At 69.9% G+C, this 20,351-nt stretch carries 20 protein-coding genes; 1 reads left to right on the top strand and 19 read right to left on the bottom strand.

The genetic code is table 11. The annotated features are described in order from the left end of the window. Positions 1-457: 457 nt before the first annotated feature. The 14 genes from OHT21_RS35335 to hisI all read right to left on the bottom strand — a co-directional run bounded on the left by OHT21_RS35335 (position 458) and on the right by hisI (position 16,868). On the bottom strand, positions 458-1,918 hold the full coding sequence (locus OHT21_RS35335) for a glutamate synthase subunit beta (RefSeq protein WP_328772326.1): 1,461 nt from the start codon (positions 1,916-1,918) through the stop codon (positions 458-460). Further along, the gene (gene gltB, locus OHT21_RS35330) at positions 1,911-6,506 is read right to left on the bottom strand and encodes a glutamate synthase large subunit (protein ID WP_328774343.1); all 4,596 of its coding nucleotides are present in this window, start codon (positions 6,504-6,506) and stop codon (positions 1,911-1,913) included. Before gltB ends, OHT21_RS35335 begins: the two co-directional genes overlap by 8 nt. 371 nt (positions 6,507-6,877) lie before the next feature. Beyond that, positions 6,878-7,606: a VIT1/CCC1 transporter family protein gene (locus OHT21_RS35325; protein ID WP_328772325.1), complete on the bottom strand. Its 729-nt coding sequence runs from the start codon at positions 7,604-7,606 to the stop codon at positions 6,878-6,880. A 192-nt stretch (positions 7,607-7,798) separates the two neighbouring features. Next, the gene (lgt, locus tag OHT21_RS35320) at positions 7,799-8,749 is read right to left on the bottom strand and encodes a prolipoprotein diacylglyceryl transferase (protein WP_328772324.1); all 951 of its coding nucleotides are present in this window, start codon (positions 8,747-8,749) and stop codon (positions 7,799-7,801) included. Positions 8,750-8,852: 103 nt separating this feature from the next. Next, on the bottom strand, positions 8,853-9,626 hold the full coding sequence (locus OHT21_RS35315; protein WP_328772323.1) for a DsbA family protein: 774 nt from the start codon (positions 9,624-9,626) through the stop codon (positions 8,853-8,855). Between the two features lie 93 nt (positions 9,627-9,719). Then, the gene (trpA, locus tag OHT21_RS35310) at positions 9,720-10,535 is read right to left on the bottom strand and encodes a tryptophan synthase subunit alpha (protein WP_328772322.1); all 816 of its coding nucleotides are present in this window, start codon (positions 10,533-10,535) and stop codon (positions 9,720-9,722) included. Then, the gene (gene trpB / locus OHT21_RS35305; protein WP_328772321.1) at positions 10,532-11,818 is read right to left on the bottom strand and encodes a tryptophan synthase subunit beta; all 1,287 of its coding nucleotides are present in this window, start codon (positions 11,816-11,818) and stop codon (positions 10,532-10,534) included. The genes trpA and trpB overlap by 4 nt, the downstream gene beginning before the upstream one ends. Positions 11,819-11,926: 108 nt before the next feature. Further along, the gene (gene trpM, locus OHT21_RS35300; RefSeq protein ID WP_328772320.1) at positions 11,927-12,187 is read right to left on the bottom strand and encodes a tryptophan biosynthesis modulator TrpM; all 261 of its coding nucleotides are present in this window, start codon (positions 12,185-12,187) and stop codon (positions 11,927-11,929) included. An 8-nt stretch (positions 12,188-12,195) separates the two neighbouring features. Next, positions 12,196-13,005 carry an indole-3-glycerol phosphate synthase TrpC gene (gene trpC / locus OHT21_RS35295; protein ID WP_328772319.1) on the bottom strand — a complete coding sequence of 270 codons (810 nt, stop codon included), beginning with the start codon at positions 13,003-13,005 and terminating at the stop codon, positions 12,196-12,198. A 175-nt stretch (positions 13,006-13,180) separates the two neighbouring features. Further along, positions 13,181-13,624, bottom strand: a complete 444-nt coding sequence (locus OHT21_RS35290) for a DUF2752 domain-containing protein (protein WP_328772318.1) — start codon at positions 13,622-13,624, stop codon at positions 13,181-13,183. Between the two features lie 88 nt (positions 13,625-13,712). Next, positions 13,713-13,943: an HGxxPAAW family protein gene (locus OHT21_RS35285; RefSeq protein WP_328772317.1), complete on the bottom strand. Its 231-nt coding sequence runs from the start codon at positions 13,941-13,943 to the stop codon at positions 13,713-13,715. Between the two features lie 114 nt (positions 13,944-14,057). Further along, positions 14,058-14,690, bottom strand: coding sequence for a TIGR02234 family membrane protein (locus tag OHT21_RS35280; RefSeq protein WP_328772316.1), 633 nt, complete (start codon positions 14,688-14,690; stop codon positions 14,058-14,060). A 253-nt stretch (positions 14,691-14,943) separates the two neighbouring features. Further along, the gene (locus tag OHT21_RS35275) at positions 14,944-16,422 is read right to left on the bottom strand and encodes an anthranilate synthase component I (protein WP_328772315.1); all 1,479 of its coding nucleotides are present in this window, start codon (positions 16,420-16,422) and stop codon (positions 14,944-14,946) included. A gap of 11 nt (positions 16,423-16,433) precedes the next feature. Beyond that, the gene (gene hisI / locus OHT21_RS35270; RefSeq protein WP_328772314.1) at positions 16,434-16,868 is read right to left on the bottom strand and encodes a phosphoribosyl-AMP cyclohydrolase; all 435 of its coding nucleotides are present in this window, start codon (positions 16,866-16,868) and stop codon (positions 16,434-16,436) included. 74 nt (positions 16,869-16,942) lie between these two features. Here hisI and OHT21_RS35265 point away from each other — a divergent pair, with 74 nt between their 5' ends. Continuing rightward, on the top strand, positions 16,943-17,578 hold the full coding sequence (locus OHT21_RS35265) for a TIGR03085 family metal-binding protein (protein ID WP_328772313.1): 636 nt from the start codon (positions 16,943-16,945) through the stop codon (positions 17,576-17,578). A 56-nt stretch (positions 17,579-17,634) separates the two neighbouring features. Here OHT21_RS35265 and hisF read toward each other — a convergent pair whose 3' ends face one another. Genes hisF through OHT21_RS35240 form a run of 5 tightly spaced genes read right to left on the bottom strand, consistent with a single transcriptional unit; the run spans position 17,635 to position 20,351 of the window. Beyond that, positions 17,635-18,390, bottom strand: coding sequence for an imidazole glycerol phosphate synthase subunit HisF (hisF, locus tag OHT21_RS35260; RefSeq protein WP_328772312.1), 756 nt, complete (start codon positions 18,388-18,390; stop codon positions 17,635-17,637). Further along, complete coding sequence (locus OHT21_RS35255; protein WP_328772311.1) at positions 18,387-18,800, bottom strand: RidA family protein; 414 nt, start codon at positions 18,798-18,800, stop codon at positions 18,387-18,389. The genes hisF and OHT21_RS35255 overlap by 4 nt, the downstream gene beginning before the upstream one ends. Beyond that, positions 18,797-19,546 (bottom strand): bifunctional 1-(5-phosphoribosyl)-5-((5-phosphoribosylamino)methylideneamino)imidazole-4-carboxamide isomerase/phosphoribosylanthranilate isomerase PriA, encoded by a 750-nt coding sequence (priA, locus tag OHT21_RS35250; RefSeq protein WP_328772310.1) that lies wholly within the window; start codon positions 19,544-19,546, stop codon positions 18,797-18,799. The genes OHT21_RS35255 and priA overlap by 4 nt, the downstream gene beginning before the upstream one ends. Beyond that, a complete protein-coding gene (gene hisH / locus OHT21_RS35245; RefSeq protein WP_328772309.1) occupies positions 19,546-20,196 on the bottom strand; it encodes an imidazole glycerol phosphate synthase subunit HisH in 651 nt (216 codons plus the stop codon). Before hisH ends, priA begins: the two co-directional genes overlap by 1 nt. After that, on the bottom strand, positions 20,187-20,351 hold the full coding sequence (locus OHT21_RS35240; protein ID WP_033318048.1) for a hypothetical protein: 165 nt from the start codon (positions 20,349-20,351) through the stop codon (positions 20,187-20,189). The genes hisH and OHT21_RS35240 overlap by 10 nt, the downstream gene beginning before the upstream one ends.

Here is a 20,351-nt window from a genome sequence, read left to right as displayed (position 1 = left end):
CCCGCTGGGGGCGTAGCCCCCAGACCCCCGCTATCGGCCTGGCGGCCTCGTCCTCAAACTCCCCCAGCTACCGCTGGGGGTGCCCCCAGAGGTGCCCCCAGACGGGCTGAAATTCAGCCCGTCCGGCGGAAATCAGCGCCGTCCGGGGAAAGCCGTCCGGCGAAATGTCAGCCCGAGCCGCGAACAATCAGCCCGTCCGGCGTTTGAGGACCGGGGGTCCGGGGGCTGGCCCCCGAAACGGGGTCCGGGGCAGCGCCCCGAGCGGGGCCAGGGGCGCAGCCCCGATGGGGGTCTGGGGGCGCGCAGCCCCCAGCGGGGCCCGGGGCTGGCCCCGGGATGGGACGGGCAGGGGCGGCGGGGGCGAAGAACACCACAACGCCCGCCCAGCGTCCGGTCGGGGACAAGGGGCGGGCGTTGTGTGTTCCGTACGCCTTTGTACGGGACGCTTTGAGGGCCGTCAGACCGCGAGGGCGCGGTCCGTCGGGCGGATGGGGGCCGGGAGGTCGCTCGCGCCCGTGAGGAAGCGGTCGACTCCGCGGGCGGCCGAGCGGCCCTCCGCGATGGCCCAGACGATCAGCGACTGGCCGCGGCCGGCGTCACCCGCCACGAACACACCAGGAACGTTCGTCTGGAAGTCGCCGTCACGGGCGACATTGCCGCGCGCGTCGAGCTCCAGGCCGAACTGCGAGACCAGCCCGTTCTCCTGGTCGATCCCGGTGAAGCCCATCGCCAGCGTGACCAGCTGAGCCGGAATCTTCCGCTCCGTACCCGGCTTCTGGTTGAGCTTGCCGTCCACGAACTCGACCTCGACAAGGTGCAGCCACTGCACGTTGCCGTCCTCGTCGCCCTCGAAGTGGGTGGTCGAGACGGAGTAGACCCGCTCACCGCCCTCCTCGTGCGCGGAGGTGACCTTGTAGAGCATGGGGAAGGTCGGCCAGGGCTGGCCCGGGTTCCGCTCCTCGCCCGGCCGCGGCATGATCTCCAGCTGCGTGACGGAGGCCGCGCCCTGACGGTGGGCGGTGCCCACGCAGTCCGCGCCCGTGTCGCCGCCGCCGATGACCACGACGTGCTTGCCCTCGGCGGTGATCGGAGGCGACACGTAGTCACCCTCCTGCACCTTGTTGGCCAGCGGCAGGTACTCCATCGCGAAGTGGATGCCGTTCAGCTCACGCCCGGGGACGGGGAGGTCACGCGAGACGGTCGACCCGGCCGCGATGACCACGGCGTCGTACCGCTTGCGCAGGTCCGTCGCCTTCATGTCGCGGCCGATCTCGATGCCCGTACGGAAGCGGGTGCCCTCCGCGCGCATCTGCTCGATACGGCGGTTGATGTGCCGCTTCTCCATCTTGAACTCGGGGATGCCGTAGCGGAGGAGACCACCGATACGGTCCGCGCGCTCGTACACCGCGACCGTGTGACCGGCGCGCGTCAGCTGCTGCGCCGCCGCCAGGCCCGCCGGGCCCGAGCCGACGACCGCGACCGTCTTGCCGGACAGCCTCTCCGGTGCCTGGGGTGCGACATCGCCGCTGTCCCAGGCCTTGTCGATGATCGAGACCTCGACGTTCTTGATGGTCACGGCGGGCTGGTTGATGCCGAGGACGCACGCCGACTCGCACGGGGCGGGGCACAACCGCCCGGTGAACTCCGGGAAGTTGTTCGTCGCGTGCAGACGGTCGCTCGCGGCGTGCCAGTCCTCGCGGTACGCGTAGTCGTTCCACTCGGGGATCAGGTTCCCCAGCGGGCAGCCGTTGTGGCAGAACGGGATACCGCAGTCCATGCAGCGCGAGGCCTGCTTGGAGATGATCGGCAGCAGCGAGCCGGGGACGTAGACCTCGTTCCAGTCCTTGACGCGCTCCTCGACGGGACGGCTCTTGGCGACCTCGCGGCCGTGGTTGAGAAAGCCCTTGGGATCAGCCATTGGTCGCCGCCTCCATCATCTTCTCGGTGATCTCGGACTCGGAGAGCCCGGCTCGCTCGGCGGCGTCCTTGGCGGCGAGCACTGCCTTGTACGTACTGGGGATGATCTTGCTGAAGCGGTCCACCGACTCGGACCACTCGGCGAGGAGCTTCCCGGCGACCGTGGAGCCGGTCTCCTCCGCGTGGCGGCGCACCACGTCGTGCAGCCACTGCTTGTCGGTGTCGTCCAGCTTCTCGATGGCGCCGACGTTGCCGACGTTCACGTTGTCGCGGTTCAGGTCGATCACGTAGGCGATGCCGCCCGACATACCGGCCGCGAAGTTGCGGCCCGTCTCGCCGAGGATCACCGCGTGACCGCCGGTCATGTACTCGCAGCCGTGGTCGCCCACGCCCTCGGACACGACGGTCGCGCCGGAGTTGCGGACGCAGAACCGCTCGCCCGTACGGCCCCGGAGGAACAGCTCACCGCCGGTCGCGCCGTACGCGATGGTGTTGCCCGCGATCGTCGAGAACTCGGCGAGGTGGTCGGCGCCCCGGTCCGGGCGGACGATCAGGCGCCCGCCGGACAGGCCCTTGCCGACGTAGTCGTTGGCGTCGCCCTCCAGGCGCAGCGTGACACCGCGCGGCAGGAAGGCGCCGAAGGACTGGCCCGCCGAACCCGTGAAGGTGATGTCGATGGTGTCGTCGGGCAGGCCCGCGCCACCGAACTTCTTCGTCACCTCGTGGCCGAGCATGGTGCCGACCGTGCGGTTGATGTTGCGGATCGGGACCTGGGCGCGGACCGGCTGGGCGTCGGTCGCGCCGGCCGCGGCCAGGGCGTCGGCGGAGAGCTTGATCAGCTCGTTGTCGAGCGCCTTCTCCAGGCCGTGGTCCTGCCCGACGACCTGGCGGCGCACCGCGCCCTCGGGCAGCTCGGGCACGTGGAACAGCGGCTCCAGGTCCAGGCCCTGCGCCTTCCAGTGGTCGATGGCCCGCGTGACGTCGAGCGTCTCGGCGTGGCCGACGGCCTCCTCGATGGAGCGGAAGCCCAGCTCGGAGAGGAGCTCGCGGACCTCCTCGGCGATGAACTGGAAGAAGTTCACGACGTACTCGGCCTTGCCCGTGAACCGGTCCCGCAGGGTCGGGTTCTGCGTGGCGATGCCGACCGGGCAGGTGTCCAGGTGACAGACGCGCATCATGACGCAGCCGGAGACGACGAGCGGCGCGGTCGCGAAACCGAACTCCTCGGCGCCGAGCAGCGCGGCGATGACGACGTCACGGCCGGTCTTCAGCTGGCCGTCGGTCTGCACGACGATGCGGTCACGCAGGCCGTTGAGCAGCAGCGTCTGCTGGGTCTCGGCGAGGCCGAGCTCCCAGGGACCACCGGCGTGCTTGAGCGACGTCAGCGGGGACGCGCCCGTACCACCGTCGTGACCCGAGATCAGTACGACATCGGCGTGAGCCTTGGAAACACCCGCGGCGACCGTGCCGACACCGACCTCGGAGACCAGCTTCACGTGAATCCGCGCCTGCGGGTTCGCGTTCTTCAGGTCGTGGATCAGCTGGGCCAGGTCCTCGATGGAGTAGATGTCGTGGTGCGGCGGCGGGGAGATGAGCCCCACGCCCGGCGTCGAGTGCCGGGTCTTGGCGACCCACGGGTAGACCTTGTGGCCGGGCAGCTGGCCGCCCTCGCCCGGCTTGGCGCCCTGGGCCATCTTGATCTGGATGTCGTCGGAGTTGACGAGGTATTCGCTCGTCACGCCGAAGCGACCGGACGCCACCTGCTTGATCGACGAACGGCGCGCCGGGTCGTACAGCCGGTCCGCGTCCTCGCCGCCCTCACCGGTGTTGGACTTGCCACCCAACTGGTTCATGGCGATGGCGAGCGTCTCGTGGGCTTCCTTGGAGATGGAGCCGTACGACATGGCGCCGGTGGAGAAGCGCTTGACGATCTCGCTGACCGGCTCGACCTCGTCGATGGAGATCGGCTCGCGGTCCGACTTGAAGCCGAACATGCCGCGCAGCGTCATCAGCCGCTCGGACTGCTCGTTCACGCGGTCCGTGTACTGCTTGAAGATGTCGTAGCGGCGCGTACGCGTCGAGTGCTGGAGGCGGAACACCGTGTCCGGGTCGAACAGGTGCGGCTCGCCCTCGCGGCGCCACTGGTACTCGCCGCCTATGTCGAGGGCGCGGTGCGCGGGCGCGATACCGCTCGCCGGGTACGCCTTGGCGTGGCGGGCGGCGACCTCCTTGGCGATGACGTCGATGCCGACGCCGCCGATCTTGGTGGCGGTGCCGTTGAAGTACTTCTCGACGAAGGCCTGGTCGAGGCCGACGGCCTCGAAGACCTGGGCGCCGCGGTAGGAGGCGACGGTCGAGATGCCCATCTTGGACATGACCTTGAGGACGCCCTTGCCGAGGGCGTATATCAGGTTGCGGATGGCCTTCTCGGGCTCGATGCCGGGCAGGAACGTGCCTGCGCGGACGAGGTCCTCGACGGATTCCATCGCGAGGTACGGGTTCACGGCCGCGGCGCCGTAGCCGATGAGCAGGGCCACGTGGTGGACCTCGCGGACGTCGCCGGCCTCGACGAGCAGGCCCACCTGGGTGCGCTGCTTCGTACGGATGAGGTGGTGGTGGACGGCCGCGGTGAGCAGCAGCGACGGGATCGGCGCGTGCTCGGCGTCGGAGTGCCGGTCCGAGAGGACGATCAGTCGGGCGCCGTTCTCTATGGCGGCGTCGGCCTCGGTGCAGATCTCCTCGATACGGGCCGCGAGGGCGTCGCCGCCTCCGCCGACCCGGTAGAGACCCGACAGGGTCGCGGCCTTCATGCCGGGCATGTCGCCGTCGGCGTTTATGTGGATGAGCTTGGCCAGCTCGTCGTTGTCGATCACCGGGAAGGGCAGCGTGACGCTGCGGCACGACGCGGCGGTCGGCTCCAGAAGGTTGCCCGCGGGGCCGAGGGACGAGCGCAGCGAGGTGACGAGCTCCTCGCGGATGGCGTCCAGCGGCGGGTTGGTGACCTGCGCGAACAGCTGGGTGAAGTAGTCGAAGAGGAGACGCGGGCGGTCCGACAGGGCCGCGATCGGCGAGTCCGTACCCATCGAACCGATGGGCTCCGCACCGGCCTTGGCCATCGGCGCGAGGATGACGCGCAGCTCCTCCTCGGTGTAGCCGAAGGTCTGCTGGCGGCGGGTGACCGAGGCGTGGGTGTGCACGATGTGCTCACGCTCGGGCAGGTCGGACAGCTCGATCTCGCCGGCTTCCAGCCACTCCGCGTACGGGTTTTCCGCCGCGAGCGTCCGCTTGATCTCGTCGTCCTCGATGATGCGGTGCTCGGCGGTGTCCACGAGGAACATCCGGCCGGGCTGCAGCCGGCCCTTGCGGACGACCTTCGCCGGGTCGATGTCGAGGACGCCGACCTCGGAGCCGAGGACGACGAGGCCGTCGTCGGTGACCCAGTAGCGGCCGGGGCGCAGTCCGTTGCGGTCGAGGACCGCGCCGACCTGGGTGCCGTCGGTGAAGGTGACACAGGCCGGGCCGTCCCAGGGCTCCATCATCGTGGAGTGGAACTGGTAGAAGGCGCGCCGGGCCGGATCCATGGAGTCGTGGTTCTCCCACGCCTCCGGGATCATCATCAGCACGGAGTGCGGCAGCGAACGGCCGCCCAGGTGCAGCAGCTCCAGCACCTCGTCGAAGGACGCCGAGTCGGAGGCCTCCGGCGTACAGATCGGGAAGACCCGGTCCAGCTTCTCCTGCGGGCCGAACAGGTCCGAGACCAGCTGCGACTCACGGGCGCGCATCCAGTTGCGGTTGCCCATGACCGTGTTGATCTCGCCGTTGTGCGCGACGAAGCGGTACGGGTGCGCGAGCGGCCAGCTCGGGAAGGTGTTCGTGGAGAACCGGGAGTGCACGAGCGCGATCGCGGAGGCGAAGCGGCGGTCGGACAGGTCCGGGAAGAAGGGCTCCAGCTGGCCGGTGGTCAGCATCCCCTTGTAGACGATGGTGCGCGCGGAGAGCGACGGGAAGTACACGTCGGCCTCACGCTCGGCACGCTTGCGCAGCACAAAGGCCTTGCGGTCGAGGTCGATGCCGTTGCTGACGCCGTCACTCACGAAGATCTGCCGGAAGGCGGGCATCGTGGAGCGGGCGGTGGCACCGAGGAGTTCGGGGGCGATCGGGACGTCACGCCAGCCGAGGACGGTCAGACCCTCGTCGGCGGCGATCGCGTCGATCCGCGCCACGGCGTCGGCCCCGCCGTGCTCGGGCAGGAAGGCGGTTCCGACCGCGTACGCGCCGGCCTCGGGCAGCTCGAATCCGGCCACCTCACGGAAGAAGGCGTCGGGGACCTGGGACAGGATGCCGGCACCGTCGCCCGAGTCGGGTTCGGCGCCGGTGGCACCGCGGTGCTCCAGGTTGCGCAGAACGGTCAGCGCCTGCTCGACCAGCGCATGGCTCGCCTCGCCGGTGAGGGTCGCCACAAAGCCGACGCCACAGGCGTCGTGCTCGTTGCGGGGGTCGTACATACCCTGCGCAGCAGGGCGAGCATCCATGAACGACCACTTCTGGCCATTCTCGGAATGCTGGGACGGCTGGCGCGGCGTACGCATCGGCTCTCCCGTCGTCGTCATGTGGCATATGCAGATTGCCGAGGGACGACGTTGGCCCTCTGCTGAGATCAAAATTTCGTGCAGGTTACATGATGGAGCGGTTCTCGGGAACCGGATACCGCGTTCCAACATGCGGACACCGCGGGTCGCGGTGGGGGTACCGCTCGTGGCGGTGGAATAAGGGGCCCAACGGGGACAGATCCATGCCCGCCGGTCCGGGTAACGCGGCAGGCAACGTCGCCCACCGCGCTGGTGCACAGCAGGCCTCATTGCCCGCAGCGCTTACGGCTCATGCCCAGTGGTTAAGGATTCGAAACCGCCGAGTAACAGTTACTTATGCAGTCCCATGCATAGAACCCTCAGCCGATCCATCATACGGCCGCACCGAACAGACTGCCCAGGGCGTACGTCACACCCGCCGCGGCACCGCCCAGGGCGAGCTGCCGCAGCCCGCTGTACCACCAGGATCGCGCGGTCACCCTGGCCACAACCGCCCCGCACGCGAAGAGCCCGACCAGCGCCAGCAGCACCGCCGGCCACAGCGCGGTCGCACCGAGCAGATACGGGAGTACGGGCAGCAGAGCGCCCAGCGCGAACGAGCCGAAGGAGGAGGCGGCGGCCACGGTCGGCGAGGGCAGGTCGCCAGGGTCGATGCCGAGCTCCTCGCGCGCGTGGATCTCGAGGGCCTGCTCGGGGTCCTTCGACAGCTGCCGGGCCACCTCGCGGGCGAGTGCGGGGGCGACGCCCCGGGCCTCGTACAGCTCGGCCAGCTCCCACTCCTCACACCGGGGATGCTTGCGCAACTCCCTGCGCTCCACCTCGAGTTCGGCCTGGACGAGCTCGCGCTGCGAGGCGACGGAGGTGTACTCGCCGGCCGCCATGGAGAAGGCGCCGGCGGCGAGTCCCGCGAGGCCGGTGAGGACGACCGTCTGGTGGGCGACGGCACCGCCCGCCACCCCGGTCATCAGCGCCAGGTTGGAGACGAGACCGTCCATCGCGCCGAAGACCGCGGGACGCAGCCAGCCACCGTTGACGTCCCGGTGGGTGTGGTTGTCACGGTGCGCCTCGTGCAGGCTCGCTTCGGTCTCGATGATGGCCACGCCGGTTCCCCCAGAGAGCTTGACTGGACTGATTCCACGTCTTGACAACATCAAAAGTACGCCGGGAATTTCGCCTCTGCCAGCAAGGAAGGCCGTACTTACCTGCGCTTTTGCGCGACGCGGGGTGTGGGACGCATGACGAAGGGGGCACCCCGAGCAACTGGGGCGCCCCCTTCGACGTACAAGCCGGGGTCAGGTCTTCTTGGCCGACTCGGCCTCGTCCTTCTTCAGGTCGGGCTTCGCATCGGAGTGGTCAGCATCGGAGGAATCGGAAGAGTCGGACTCCTCAGCGGAGGTCTTCGCGTCGTCGGACGGAGCGTCGGCGACAGCTGCCGGCTCGACGACCTCTTCCCGTCCCGGGCGCTTCTTGGCCGACAGCACCATGTAGAGGACGGCGAGGAGGAAGACCACGATCGCGGTCCAGTTGTTCAGACGCAGCCCGAGGAATTCATGGGCCTCGTCGACGCGCATGTACTCGATCCAGAACCGGCCCGCGCAGTACGCGGCGACGTACAGCGCGAAGGCCCGCCCGTGTCCGAGCTTGAAGCGCCGGTCCGCCCAGATGACGAGCAGTGCGACGCCGATGCACCACAGCGACTCGTAGAGGAAGGTCGGGTGGTAGGTACCAGGAATGCGCCCGTCGTCCGAGGACGTGATCTCCACCGCCCAGGGCAGATCCGTGGCGCGCCCGTACAGCTCCTGGTTGAACCAGTTGCCCCAGCGTCCGACGGCCTGCGCGAGTGCGATGCCCGGGGCGACGGCGTCGGCCCAGGCGGGCAGCGGGATCCCGCGGCGGCGGCAGCCGATCCACGCGCCCAGGCCGCCCATCGCGATGGCGCCCCAGATTCCGAGGCCGCCCTCCCAGATCTTGAAGGCGTCGACCCAGTCCTCGCCCTCGCTGAAGTACAGCTGGTAGTCCGTGACGACGTGGTACAGCCGGCCGCCGACGAGACCGAACGGCACCGCCCACACGGCGATGTCGGCCACGGTGCCGGAGCGGCCCCCGCGGGCGATCCACCGTTTGTTTCCGAGCCAGACGGCCAGAAAGACGCCGGCGATGATGCAGAACGCGTAGCCGCGCAGCGGAATGGGGCCGAGTTCGACCACACCGCGCGACGGGCTGGGGATATAGGCAAGTTCCATGGCAGGGTCGACGCTACCCTGCCGGGCGGGACGTGCGGCAACCCGCCCGGGCTACGGCTCCATAACGGGTAACGGGCCCCGCGCCCCGAAACCCGTACCGGTGCTACGACTTGTCCGACTCCTGGATCATCCGCTTCAGCTTCGCCGGGGTCATCGCCCGGTCCTGGTAGATGTTCTTGCCGTTCAGCAGCACGGTCGGGGTGCCCTGGAAGCCGCCGCTCTGGAAGGCCTTGTTGGACTTGGTCACCCAGCTGTTGTGCGTGCCGTCCTCGACGCACTTCCGGAACGTGGGGGTGTCGAGTCCGTCGACCTTGCCCGCCAGCTCGATCAGCTTGCCGTTGTCGGCGAACTCGTCGCTCGTCTCCTGAGGCTGGTTCTGGAACAGCACGTCGTGGTACGCGGGGAACTTCCCGGCGTTCTGAGCGCATGCCGAGGCGTTGGCGGCGCGCAGGGAGCCGCTGCCGCCCATGTTCCCGTCGATCAGCGTGGCGAGGTGGTACTCGACCTTCAGCTGTCCGGAGTCCGTCAGCTCATGGATCGTCGAGCGGTACGCGTCCTCGAAGCTCTTGCAGGCCGGGCAGCGGAAGTCCTCCCACACGGTGAGCGTCGATCTCGCGCTCTTCTGGCCGACGGGGATGGCGGGACTGTCGCCGCCGCTCGCCCCGGAGGGTGCTCTGACCGGCCCCTCCGTATCCGACTTGCCCTGGCCCGCGTTCGCGGCCAGAGTGCCGATCATCCCGGCCAGGGCCAGCACGCAGACCACGGTGGAACTCACGATCAGCGCTCGGCGGCGCTTCTCCCCGGCCTGCTGCTTCGCTCGCTCGACCGCCAGCCGCTCGCGGGCGGTGCGCTTTCCTTCACGATTCTTCTCGCTCACATGTGGCAGAACGAACCGGGGAGGCACAGAGCGCCTCCCCGGTCCCAGGTCCACCCGTACGAGTGAGCGGATTTCCGGCGGCCGGGCCGCCTGTCACACCGTCCCGCGCACGCCCTTCGCGAGGTCCGCGGCCAGCGTGCGTACGGCCTCCAGGGCCGCCGTCTCGTCCGGCGCGTCCAGCATGCGCTTGACGAAGGCCGAGCCGACGATGACGCCGTCGGCGAAGCCGGCGACCTCGGCGGCCTGTTCGGCGTTGGAGACGCCGAGGCCGACACAGACCGGCAGTTCGGTGGTGGCCTTGGTGCGTCTTACGAGGTCCTGTGCCTGCGCGCCCACCGATTCACGGGTCCCCGTGACGCCCATCAGGGAGGCCGCGTACACGAACCCGGAGCCCGCCGCGGTGATCTCTGCAAGCCGGGCGTTCTTGCTGCTGGGCGCGACGACGAAGACGGTCGCGAGGCCGTGCTTCTCGGCGTGCTCCCTCCACAGGGCGGACTCCTGGACCGGGAGGTCGGGCAGGATGCAGCCCGCCCCGCCGGCTGCCGCCAACTCGGCGGTGAAGCGCTCGACGCCATAGCGGTCGATGGGGTTCCAGTACGTCATCACGAGCACCGGCTTCCCGGTCGCCTCGTACGCCTCGCGGACCGTGCGCATCACGTCCGCGATCCTGACTCCGCCGCGCAGGGCGATGTCGTCGGCGGTCTGGATGACCGGGCCGTCGAGGACCGGGTCGCTGTGCGGCAGCCCGACCTCGACGACGTCCGCGCCGCCCTCGAAGACGGCCTTGATGGCGGCGATCCCGCCGTCGACGGTCGGGAAGCCGGCCGGGAGGTACGCGATGAGGGCGGACCGGCCCTCGGCCTTCGCTGCCGCGAGAGTGTCGCTCAACAGCTGGATGTTGCCGCTCACTTGGCGTCCCCCTCGATCTCGGCGGTGTCACTGTCGGCGTCGGCGGCGACCGCCGCGTCGGTGTCGTAGAGGCCGAAGTAACGGGCGGCCGTGTCCATGTCCTTGTCGCCGCGTCCGGACAGGTTGACGATGATCAGCCCGTCCTTGCCCAGCTCCTGGCCCACCTCCAGGGCACCGGCGAGCGCGTGTGCGCTCTCGATCGCCGGGATGATGCCCTCCGTGCGGGACAGCAGGCGAAGGGCCTGCATCGCCGCGTCGTCGGTGACGGCCCGGTACTCGCCGCGGCCACTGTCCTTGAGGTACGAGTGCTCGGGGCCGATGCCCGGGTAGTCGAGCCCGGCCGAGATCGAGTACGGCTCGGTGATCTGGCCTTCCTCGTCCTGGAGTACGTAACTCCTCGAACCGTGCAGGATGCCCGGCTCACCGGCGGTGAGGGTGGCCGCGTGCTCGCCGGTCTCGACGCCGTGGCCGGCCGGTTCGCAGCCGATGAGGCGTACGTCCGGGTCGGGGATGAACGCGTGGAAGAGGCCGATGGCGTTGGAGCCGCCGCCGACACAGGCGATGGCGACGTCAGGGAGGCGACCGGCACGCTCCAGGAGCTGCCGCCTGGCCTCGACGCCGATGACGCGGTGGAAGTCGCGGACCATGGCCGGGAAGGGGTGCGGGCCTGCCACGGTCCCGAACAGGTAGTGGGTGTGGTCGACGTTGGCGACCCAGTCGCGGAACGCCTCGTTGATGGCGTCCTTGAGGGTGCGGCTGCCGGACTTCACGGCGATGACCTCGGCGCCGAGCATGCGCATACGGGCGACGTTGAGGGCCTGCCGCTGGGTGTCGATCTCGCCCATGTAGATGGTGCACTCCAGGCCGAAGAGGGCGCAGGCGGTGGCGGTGGCGACGCCGTGCTGGCCGGCTCCGGTCTCGGCGATGACGCGGGTCTTGCCCATGCGCTTGGTGAGCAGGGCCTGGCCGAGCACGTTGTTGATCTTGTGTGAGCCGGTGTGGTTCAGGTCTTCCCGCTTGAGGAAGATCCGGGCGCCACCGGCGTGTTCGGCGAATCGGGGCACCTCGGTCAGTGCGCTCGGCCGCCCGGTGTAGTTGACGAGCAGATCGTCCAGCTCGCGTGCGAACTCCGGGTCGGACTTCGCCTTGTCGTACTCCACGGCGACCTCGTCCACGGCGGCGACCAGCGCCTCCGGGATGAACTTGCCGCCGAACGCGCCGAAGTACCCCTCGGCGCTGGGGACTTGACCCTCGGGGTCAGGGATGAAGAACTCGCTGGGCATGCGGTTACCTCGCAGGGGCGTGGGCCCCGGTTGCAGATCGGATGACGGTCACGGTGTGCGCGCATGTGCCGCCAGAGGTATCCGCCCAGTCGTGCACCGTGCGGAGACCTACCGGCCGGGAAGGCGCGCGAGGCGCCGACGCCATCGCATTCCGTTGACCTGGCCGGGCTCATCGCCGATCACGTACCGCACCCGGCGTCCGTGGACCCGGCGGGCGGGTGCCCGGCAGCCGCGCGGGCGGCAGCCTCGGGCGAGGCGGGCGTAGGGGTCCCGCGGCGCCGTGGGGGCCGCGGCAGCCGACCGTACGCACGCCCGGCCACCGTCGGGGCGGGAGCCCGGACGGAGGGTGGCGGCGAGGTCGGCGTACATGCGATAGGTCAGCCCCGTCCGTGCCGCAGCGCGGGGTGGGCGCCCGCTGCCACCAGGTCGGAGACCGCGGCCTTCGGGTCGCGGCCGGTGACCAGGGACTCGCCGACCAGGACCGCGTCGGCGCCGGCGTTGGCGTAGGCGATGAGGTCGTGCGGGCCGCGGACGCCGGACTCGGCGATCTTGACGATGGTGTCGGGGATCTCGGGGGCGATGCGGTCGAAGGTCGTGCGGTCGACCTTCAGGGTCTTCAGGTCGCGGGCGTTGACGCCGATGACCTTCGCGCCGGCCTCCACCGCGCGTTCGACCTCGTCCTCGTCGTGCACCTCGACGATCGGTGTGAGCCCGATGGACACGGCGCGCTCGACGAGGGACTCCAGGGCGGCCTGGTCCAGGGCCGCGACGATCAGCAGGGCCAGGTCAGCGCCGTATGCGCGCGCCTCCCACAGCTGGTACGACGTGACGATGAAGTCCTTGCGCAGGACCGGGATGTCCACCCGGGCCCGTACGGCATCCAGGTCGGCCAGCGAACCTCCGAAGCGTCGCTGCTCGGTCAGTACCGAGATCACCGCCGCGCCGCCCGCCTCGTAGTCCGCCGCGAGCCCCGCCGGGTCGGCGATCGCGGCGAGCGCGCCCTTGGACGGGCTCGAACGCTTCACCTCGCAGATGACCTTGACGCCGTCGCCGCGCAGGGCGGCCACGCCGTCCTTGGCCGCAGGAGCCTTCGCCGCACGCTCCTTGAGCTCGTCGAGGCTGACGCCTGCCTGCCGCTCCGCGAGGTCGGCACGGACTCCGTCGATGATCTCGTCGAGCACACTCACGCGAGCGGCCCCCTTCCTGACGGTGGACGGTTCAAGCTGTCGAGCTGCTGAGCGGTTGATTCGAAGGTCGCCCGCATCAGACGAAACCGATGGTCACTGCGATGGTATCCGCAGGAGGGCGTTGCCCCCGCATCCGGTTGACGCCATTCCCACTACCTGGACATTCGCCAGTTGATCAAGGATGAAGCCAGCCACCGAACGGCAGGTTCCGGACAACCGTGAAGACGAGCAGCACCGCCCCGATGCCCCACTGATGAACGGGCCGCAGTTCGAAGCTCATCGGCCGGCCCCGCACCGAGCGGACCACCCAGAGCGTCCACAGCACCGCGAACACGAAGTACGCCACGACCGCGAGCGCGTTGGCCTGCAGCGCCGCCGCGAAGTCCCCGTGCACGAAGGCGTGCGCGCTGCGCAGTCCGCCGCAGCCGGGGCAGTAGACGCCCGTGTACTGGAACAGCGGACAGGCGGGGTAGTGCCCCGGCTCGTTCGGGTCCACGGCGGCGACGTACGCGAAGGCCCCGGCGACGGCCGCGAACACACCGCCGGGCACGGCGAGCCGCCGCACCACGGATCCGGGACGGGAGGTCACCCGTCGGCTTTCGGTGTCCACTCGACGCATTCTCCTCGGGAGCAGCCCTCCATGCACGCGAAAAGGCGGCCCCGGCGCTGGAAGGCCGGGCCGCCTTCCTCGATACCGCGAGGACGGGTCAACTGTCGGAGGCCACCTTGTGCGGCGGGTGCGTGCCCTTCGGCTGCCCGAGGCCCGCCGCGCTCATGGCCATGCCGACCACGCCGCCCAGGACGACGATCACCATGCCGGCCCAGAAGCCCAGCGGGTTGGCCAGCACCATGAAGGCACCCGCGACGCAGAAACCGATGAAGGCGATGATGACACCGGTCCAGGCGGCCGGGGTGTGACCGTGGTGGTTGCCCGCCATGACTTGCTCCTCGTTGCTGATTACGTGTGTGGCTGTATGAGTCGGACGCTCGAAGGTCATTGTCCCGCACGCGCGCGTGCACGGTGATCGGGGGTCCTGCCCCAAGCGGGCACCCTAGGCCCCCGTCGGATCCTCGCCGCGGTCCAGTGCCTTCCACATCTCCTCGGGCCGGTCCGGGTCCGCGGCGGGCCTGGCCTTACGGGGCCTGGGCGCGCCGTCCCGCTCGTAACGGCCCGACATGGCCGGCCACAGCCGTCCGTAGCGCAGCGCCAGCAGTCCCGCGAGCAGGAGCAGCACTCCGCCCGCGGCCGCCACGTACGGCCAGGCGGTATGGCTCATGGAGTCGACGGTCGCAGCCGTGTCGCCGGAGGCCTGCGCGGCCTTGTCGTCGAGTGCGGAGCTGTCGGAGGCGCCGAGGAGGGCCGCGGCCACGGTGCCCGCGCCGGAGAGCGCGAGGAGCCCGGCGACCAGGAAGCGCCCGGCACGGCGTACGGCGAAGACGGCGACGAGGGCGGCCAGGCCCACTATGGCGAGGGCCGCGGGCACACCCGTGACGTCGCTGCCCGTGGCCTTCAGCGGGAAGTCGCCGCCGGCCACCGTCGCGGTGCCCTCCGACCAGCCCTGCCGCGAGGCGAGCAGCGCCACGGCCGCGCCGAGCGCGCCGCAGAGCAGGGCGATGGCGAGGCTTCGGCGGCCGGACCGGGCGGGTCCGGCCGCTTCGAAGCGAGGCTGAGGTACGGCAGTCATGTACCCACTATCGCGTCAACTGCCAGGCACCGTGACACCGGGGCTTGCACAACGTGCGCCACTGGCTGTGACGTGACGTTTGCGTCCAGCTCCACATGCGTGAAGCAGGGGTGATTGACTGCACCCCGCACCTACGCGATCGACACCCTTATGAAACCGGGTCCACCAGACGTGCCGGAGTTGTGCCTTCAGGGATTCTCGCGTGGGAGAAGTAACGTAGCGCAACAATGTCGTCACAGGCCAACCCCACAGGTCACCCGCCCAACCGGTTCGCGGTGTGTACCGCCCGCAGCACCGCCGCCGCCTTGTTGCGGCACTCGTCGTCCTCGGCCACGGGATTCGAGTCGGCGACGATTCCGGCGCCGGCCTGCACGTATGCCGTGCCGTCGCGCAGCAGGGCCGTACGGATGGCGATGGCGGTGTCGGAGTCGCCCGCGAAGTCGAGGTAGCCGACGCAGCCGCCGTACACGCCGCGGCGGCTCGGCTCCAGCTCGTCGATGATCTGCATCGCGCGCGGCTTGGGGGCTCCGGAGAGGGTGCCCGCGGGGAAGCAGGCGGTCAGGACGTCGAAGGCCGTACGGCTTCCCGCGACCTTGCCGGTCACCGTCGACACGATGTGCATGACGTGCGAGTACCGCTCGATGGACATGAAGTCGACGACCTCGACGGAACCCGGCTCGCAGACGCGGCCCAGGTCGTTGCGTCCCAGGTCGACGAGCATCAGGTGCTCGGCGCGTTCCTTGGGGTCGGCGAGGAGTTCGTCGGCGAGGGCCTGGTCCTCCTGCGGGGTCACGCCGCGCGGCCGGGTTCCGGCGATGGGATGCACCATCGCGTGCCCGTCCTCGACCTTGACGAGGGCCTCCGGGGAGGAGCCCACGACATCGAAGCCGTCGAAGCGGAACAGGTACATGTACGGGGACGGGTTGGTGGCCCGCAGCACGCGGTAGACGTCCAACGCGCTTGCCGTGCAAGGGGTTTCGAAGCGCTGGGAGGGTACGACCTGGAAGGCCTCGCCTGCCCGGATGCGCTCCTTGATGTCCTCGACGGCGACCTGGAAGTCGGGGCCGCCCCACAGCGCGGTGTACTCGGGGAGTTCGGAGGGCGGGAGTGCGGCCGGGGGCTGGGAGACGGGACGCGAGAGGTCGGCCTCCATGGCGTCGAGGCGGGCGACGGCGTCCGCGTAGGCCTCGTCGACGCCCGTGTCGAGGTCGTTGTGGTTGATCGCGTTGGCGATCAGCAGGACCGTGCCGTTCCAGTGGTCGAGGACCGCGAGGTCGCTGGTGAGCAGCATGGTCAGCTCGGGCAGCTTCAGGTCGTCGCGTTCGCCGGGGCCGATCTTCTCCAGGCGGCGCACGATGTCGTAGCCAAGGTAGCCGACCATGCCGCCGGTGAACGGGGGCATGCCCTCCTGGTGGGGGGTGTGCAGGGCCTCGATCGTGGCGCGCAGGGCGGCGAGCGGGTCGCCCTCTACGGGGACGCCGACGGGCGGGGTGCCGAGCCAGTGCGCCTGCCCGTCGCGCTCGGTGAGCGTGGCGGCCGAGCGGACGCCCACGAAGGAGTAGCGGGACCAGGAGCGGCCGTTCTCCGCCGACTCCAGCAGGAAGGTCCCGGGGCGCTCGGCGGCGAGCTTGCGGTACAGCGCGACGGGGGTGTCACCGTCCGCGAGGAGGGTGCGGCTGACGGGGATGACTCGCCGGTCGGTGGCCAGCTTGCGGAACGTCTCGAGGTCCATGGCGGCTGACCTTACTGACCGAGGGACGGTACGTCGGACCCGGCGTCCTCCGCGGACGCTGCATCCTCGCCAGATACGGCGGACTTGATGACGTCGGCGTCGAAGCAGGTGCGGGCGCCCGTGTGGCAGGCGGCGCCCACCTGGTCGACCTTGACCAGTACGGTGTCGGCGTCGCAGTCGAGGGCGACGGACTTGACGTACTGGACATGCCCGGAGGTGTCGCCCTTGACCCAGTACTCCTGGCGGCTGCGCGACCAGTAGGTGCAGCGGCCCGTGGTCAGCGTGCGGTGCAGCGCCTCGTCGTTCATCCAGCCCAGCATCAGCACCTCCCCGGTGTCGTACTGCTGGGCGATCGCGGGGACGAGCCCGTCGGCGCTGCGCTTAAGGCGCGCGGCGATACTGGGATCGAGAGGGCTGGGCGGGGGCGTGCGGGTCATGACGCCCATTGTGCCGCGCCCGTACGGGCCGTCCGGCGGGCGTCCACTGTCCGGACCGCGGGCCCGGTCGTAGGCTGGCTGACATGTCGACCCATGCGAAGCGTGAACGACTTCTCCTCGCCGACCTGTTGGAAGCCTCGGGCCCGGATGCCCCGACCCTGTGCGAGGGCTGGAACACCCGGGACCTGGCCGCCCATGTGGTGGTGCGCGAACGCCGCCCCGACGCCGCCGGCGGCACCCTGATCAAGCAGCTCGCGCCACGCCTGGACCGGGTGATGACGGAGTTCACCGAGAAGCCGTACGAGGAACTGATCCAGCTGATCCGTACCGGCCCGCCCCGCTTCTCGCCCTTCTCCCTCAAGCAGATCGACGAGGCGGCGAACACGGTGGAGTTCTACGTCCACACCGAGGACGTACGCCGCGCACAGCCGGACTGGACCCCACGCGAACTGGACCCCGTCTTCCAGGACGCCCTCTGGTCCCGCCTGGAACGAACAGCCCGCCTCGTGGGCCGCGGCGTCCCCACCGGCCTGGTCCTCCGCCGCCCCGACGGCCAGACGGCGGTCGCCCACCGCGGCACCCCGGTGGTGACGGTGACCGGCGAACCCTCCGAGCTGCTGATGTTCACGTACGGCCGCCAGAACCAGGCCGATGTGGAGCTGGACGGTGACAAGGACGCGATCGCGAAGCTGCACGAGACGAAGCAGCTCGGGATCTGAGCGCCCCCCGTCGCCCGTCGGGGGCGCGGGCTGTCCGTGGAGCGCTTGGCTTCGCGCTACCGCACGGGATGCCCCGCCCCCCGCAGCGTCTCCTTGACCTGGCCGATTCGCAGGTCACCGAAGTGGAAGACGGAGGCCGCGAGCACCGCGTCCGCACCCGCTGTGATCGCCGGCGGGAAGTCGGCGAGCTGTCCGGCGCCGCCGCTGGCGATCAGCGGGACGGTGACGTGCTTGCGTACCGCCTCGATCATCTCGATGTCGTAGCCGTCCTTCGTGCCGTCCGCGTCCATCGAGTTGAGCAGGATCTCGCCCGCGCCCAACTCGGCGGCCTGGTGCGCCCATTCGACGGCGTCGATGCCTGTGCCGCGCCGCCCGCCGTGGGTCGTCACCTCGAAGCTTCCGGACGGAGTCCTGCGGGCGTCGACCGACAGGACGAGCACCTGCCGACCGAAGCGTTCGGCGATCTCCCGGATCAGCTCGGGGCGGGCGATCGCGGCCGTGTTCACGCCCACCTTGTCCGCGCCCGCCCGCAGCAGTTTGTCGACGTCCTCGGTGGTACGGACCCCGCCGCCGACCGTCAGCGGAATGAACACCTGCTCCGCCGTGCGCCGCACCACGTCGTACGTCGTCTCGCGGTTGCCCGACGAGGCCGTGATGTCCAGGAATGTCAGCTCGTCGGCGCCCTCGGCGTCGTACACCTTCGCCATCTCGACGGGGTCGCCAGCGTCGCGCAGGTTCTGGAAGTTGACGCCCTTGACGACCCGGCCGTTGTCGACGTCCAGGCAGGGGATGACTCGTACGGCGAGGGTCATGCTGTGGGCTCTCCGTGTTCTCCGCCGGGGCGGAACGCCTCCACCTCGACCTCGACGACCAGGCTGGGGTCCACGAAGCCGGAGACGATGATCATGGATGCGGCGGGCCTGACGGAGTCGAACAGCTCCTTGTGAGCACGTCCGATGTCGTCCACGTCCCGGGCGTGGGTGATGTACATGCGCGTACGCACGACGTCGTCGCGGCCGAGACCCAGTTGCTCCAGCGCGGCGAACGCGACCTTGAAGGAGTTGATCGTCTGCTCGTGAGGGTCGCCTCCGGCGATCTGGCCGTCCACGATGGACGTGCAGCCGGAGACGAGCACCAGGCCGTTCGGCAGCTCCACCGCTCGTGAGTAACCGAAGTTCTCCTCCCAGGGCGCGCCGGTCACGACGCGTCGTACGTCGCTCACTTGGCTACCGCCTCCAAGGCCTCTTCCAGGGTGAACGCCTTCGCGTACAGGGCCTTCCCGACGATGGAGCCCTCGACACCGAGGGGTACGAGTTCGGCGATGGCCCGCAGGTCGTCCAGGGAGGACACCCCGCCGGAGGCCACCACCGGGCGGTCCGTCGCCGCGCACACGTTGCGCAGCAGCTCCAGGTTCGGGCCCTGCAGGGTGCCGTCCTTGGCGATGTCCGTCACCACGTACCGCGCGCAGCCCTCCTTGTTGAGGCGCTCCAGCGTTTCGTACAGGTCGCCGCCGTCACGGGTCCAGCCGCGACCGCGCAGCGTCGTACCGCGTACGTCGAGACCGACCGCGATCTTGTCGCCGTGCTCGGCGATGACCTTGGCGACCCACTCGGGGGTCTCCAGGGCGGCCGTGCCCAGGTTCACGCGGGTGCAGCCGGTGGCCAGGGCGGCGGCCAGCGAGGCGTCGTCGCGGATGCCTCCGGACAGCTCGACCTTGATGTGCAGTTCCTTCATGCGTTCCGCGACCCCGGCGATCAGCTCACGGTTGTCGCCGGTCCCGAACGCCGCGTCCAGGTCCACCAGGTGCAGCCACTCGGCGCCCGCCCGCTGCCAGGCGAGAGCGGCCTCCAGAGGGGAGCCGTACGAGGTCTCCGTACCGGACTCGCCGTGCACCAGGCGGACCGCCTGGCCGTCACGGACGTCGACGGCGGGGAGGAGTTCGAGCTTCCCAGAGGGGTTCGACGTCATCAGAGGGTTCCGATCCAGTTCTTCAGCAGCTGCGCTCCGGCGTCGCCGGACTTCTCGGGGTGGAACTGCGTCGCCCACAGGGCGCCGTTCTCCACGGCCGCCACGAACGGCTTGCCGTGCGTCGACCAGGTCACCAGGGGCGCGCGCATCGCCGGGTTCGCGGTCTCCAGGGACCAGTCGTGGACGGCGTACGAGTGCACGAAGTAGAAGCGGGCGTCGGCGTCCAGGCCCGCGAACAGCTCCGAACCGGCCGGTGCCGCCACAGTGTTCCAGCCCATGTGCGGCACGATGTCGGCCTGGAGCGGCTCGACCGAGCCGGGCCACTCGTCCAGGCCCTCGGTCTCCACGCCGTGCTCGATGCCGCGCGCGAAGAGGATCTGCATACCGACGCAGATGCCCATCACGGGCCGCCCGCCCGACAGCCGGCGGTCGATGATCCAGTTGCCGCGGGCTTCCGTCAGTCCCTGCATACAGGAAGCGAAGGCACCGACTCCGGGCACCAGCAGCCCGTCCGCGTTCATGGCCTTGTCGAAGTCGCGGGTTATCTCGACGTCGGCACCCGCGCGCGCGAGAGCGCGTTCGGCGGACCGTACGTTCCCGAAGCCGTAGTCGAAGACGACCACTCGTTTTGAAGGGGTGCTCAATTCCATACCTCCAGCCGGAGGATCCCCGCCACGAGACACATCGCGGCACCGATGGAGAGCAGCACGATGAGGCTCTTCGGCATCTGCTGCTTGGCGAAGGAGATGATGCCGCCGACCAGGAAGAGCCCGACGACGATCAGTACGGTGGACAGGCCGTTCAT

It is taken from the genome of Streptomyces sp. NBC_00286, assembly GCF_036173125.1.
Lineage (GTDB): Bacteria > Actinomycetota > Actinomycetes > Streptomycetales > Streptomycetaceae > Streptomyces.
This window is presented reverse-complemented; position numbering and strand designations above follow the sequence as displayed.

Coding starts and splice junctions, on each gene's coding strand:
- OHT21_RS35275 (WP_328772315.1), bottom strand. CDS start 16,422: ATGGACCTCGAGACGTTCCGCAAGCTGGCCACCGACCGGCGAGTCATC.
- OHT21_RS35265 (WP_328772313.1), top strand. CDS start 16,943: ATGTCGACCCATGCGAAGCGTGAACGACTTCTCCTCGCCGACCTGTTG.
- hisI (WP_328772314.1), bottom strand. CDS start 16,868: ATGGGCGTCATGACCCGCACGCCCCCGCCCAGCCCTCTCGATCCCAGT.
- hisF (WP_328772312.1), bottom strand. CDS start 18,390: ATGACCCTCGCCGTACGAGTCATCCCCTGCCTGGACGTCGACAACGGC.
- OHT21_RS35290 (WP_328772318.1), bottom strand. CDS start 13,624: ATGCGTCGAGTGGACACCGAAAGCCGACGGGTGACCTCCCGTCCCGGA.
- hisH (WP_328772309.1), bottom strand. CDS start 20,196: ATGGAATTGAGCACCCCTTCAAAACGAGTGGTCGTCTTCGACTACGGC.
- OHT21_RS35285 (WP_328772317.1), bottom strand. CDS start 13,943: ATGGCGGGCAACCACCACGGTCACACCCCGGCCGCCTGGACCGGTGTC.
- OHT21_RS35240 (WP_033318048.1), bottom strand. CDS start 20,351: ATGAACGGCCTGTCCACCGTACTGATCGTCGTCGGGCTCTTCCTGGTC.
- lgt (WP_328772324.1), bottom strand. CDS start 8,749: ATGGAACTTGCCTATATCCCCAGCCCGTCGCGCGGTGTGGTCGAACTC.
- trpB (WP_328772321.1), bottom strand. CDS start 11,818: ATGCCCAGCGAGTTCTTCATCCCTGACCCCGAGGGTCAAGTCCCCAGC.
- OHT21_RS35335 (WP_328772326.1), bottom strand. CDS start 1,918: ATGGCTGATCCCAAGGGCTTTCTCAACCACGGCCGCGAGGTCGCCAAG.
- gltB (WP_328774343.1), bottom strand. CDS start 6,506: ATGCGTACGCCGCGCCAGCCGTCCCAGCATTCCGAGAATGGCCAGAAG.
- trpM (WP_328772320.1), bottom strand. CDS start 12,187: ATGTACGCCGACCTCGCCGCCACCCTCCGTCCGGGCTCCCGCCCCGAC.
- OHT21_RS35280 (WP_328772316.1), bottom strand. CDS start 14,690: ATGACTGCCGTACCTCAGCCTCGCTTCGAAGCGGCCGGACCCGCCCGG.
- priA (WP_328772310.1), bottom strand. CDS start 19,546: ATGACGTCGAACCCCTCTGGGAAGCTCGAACTCCTCCCCGCCGTCGAC.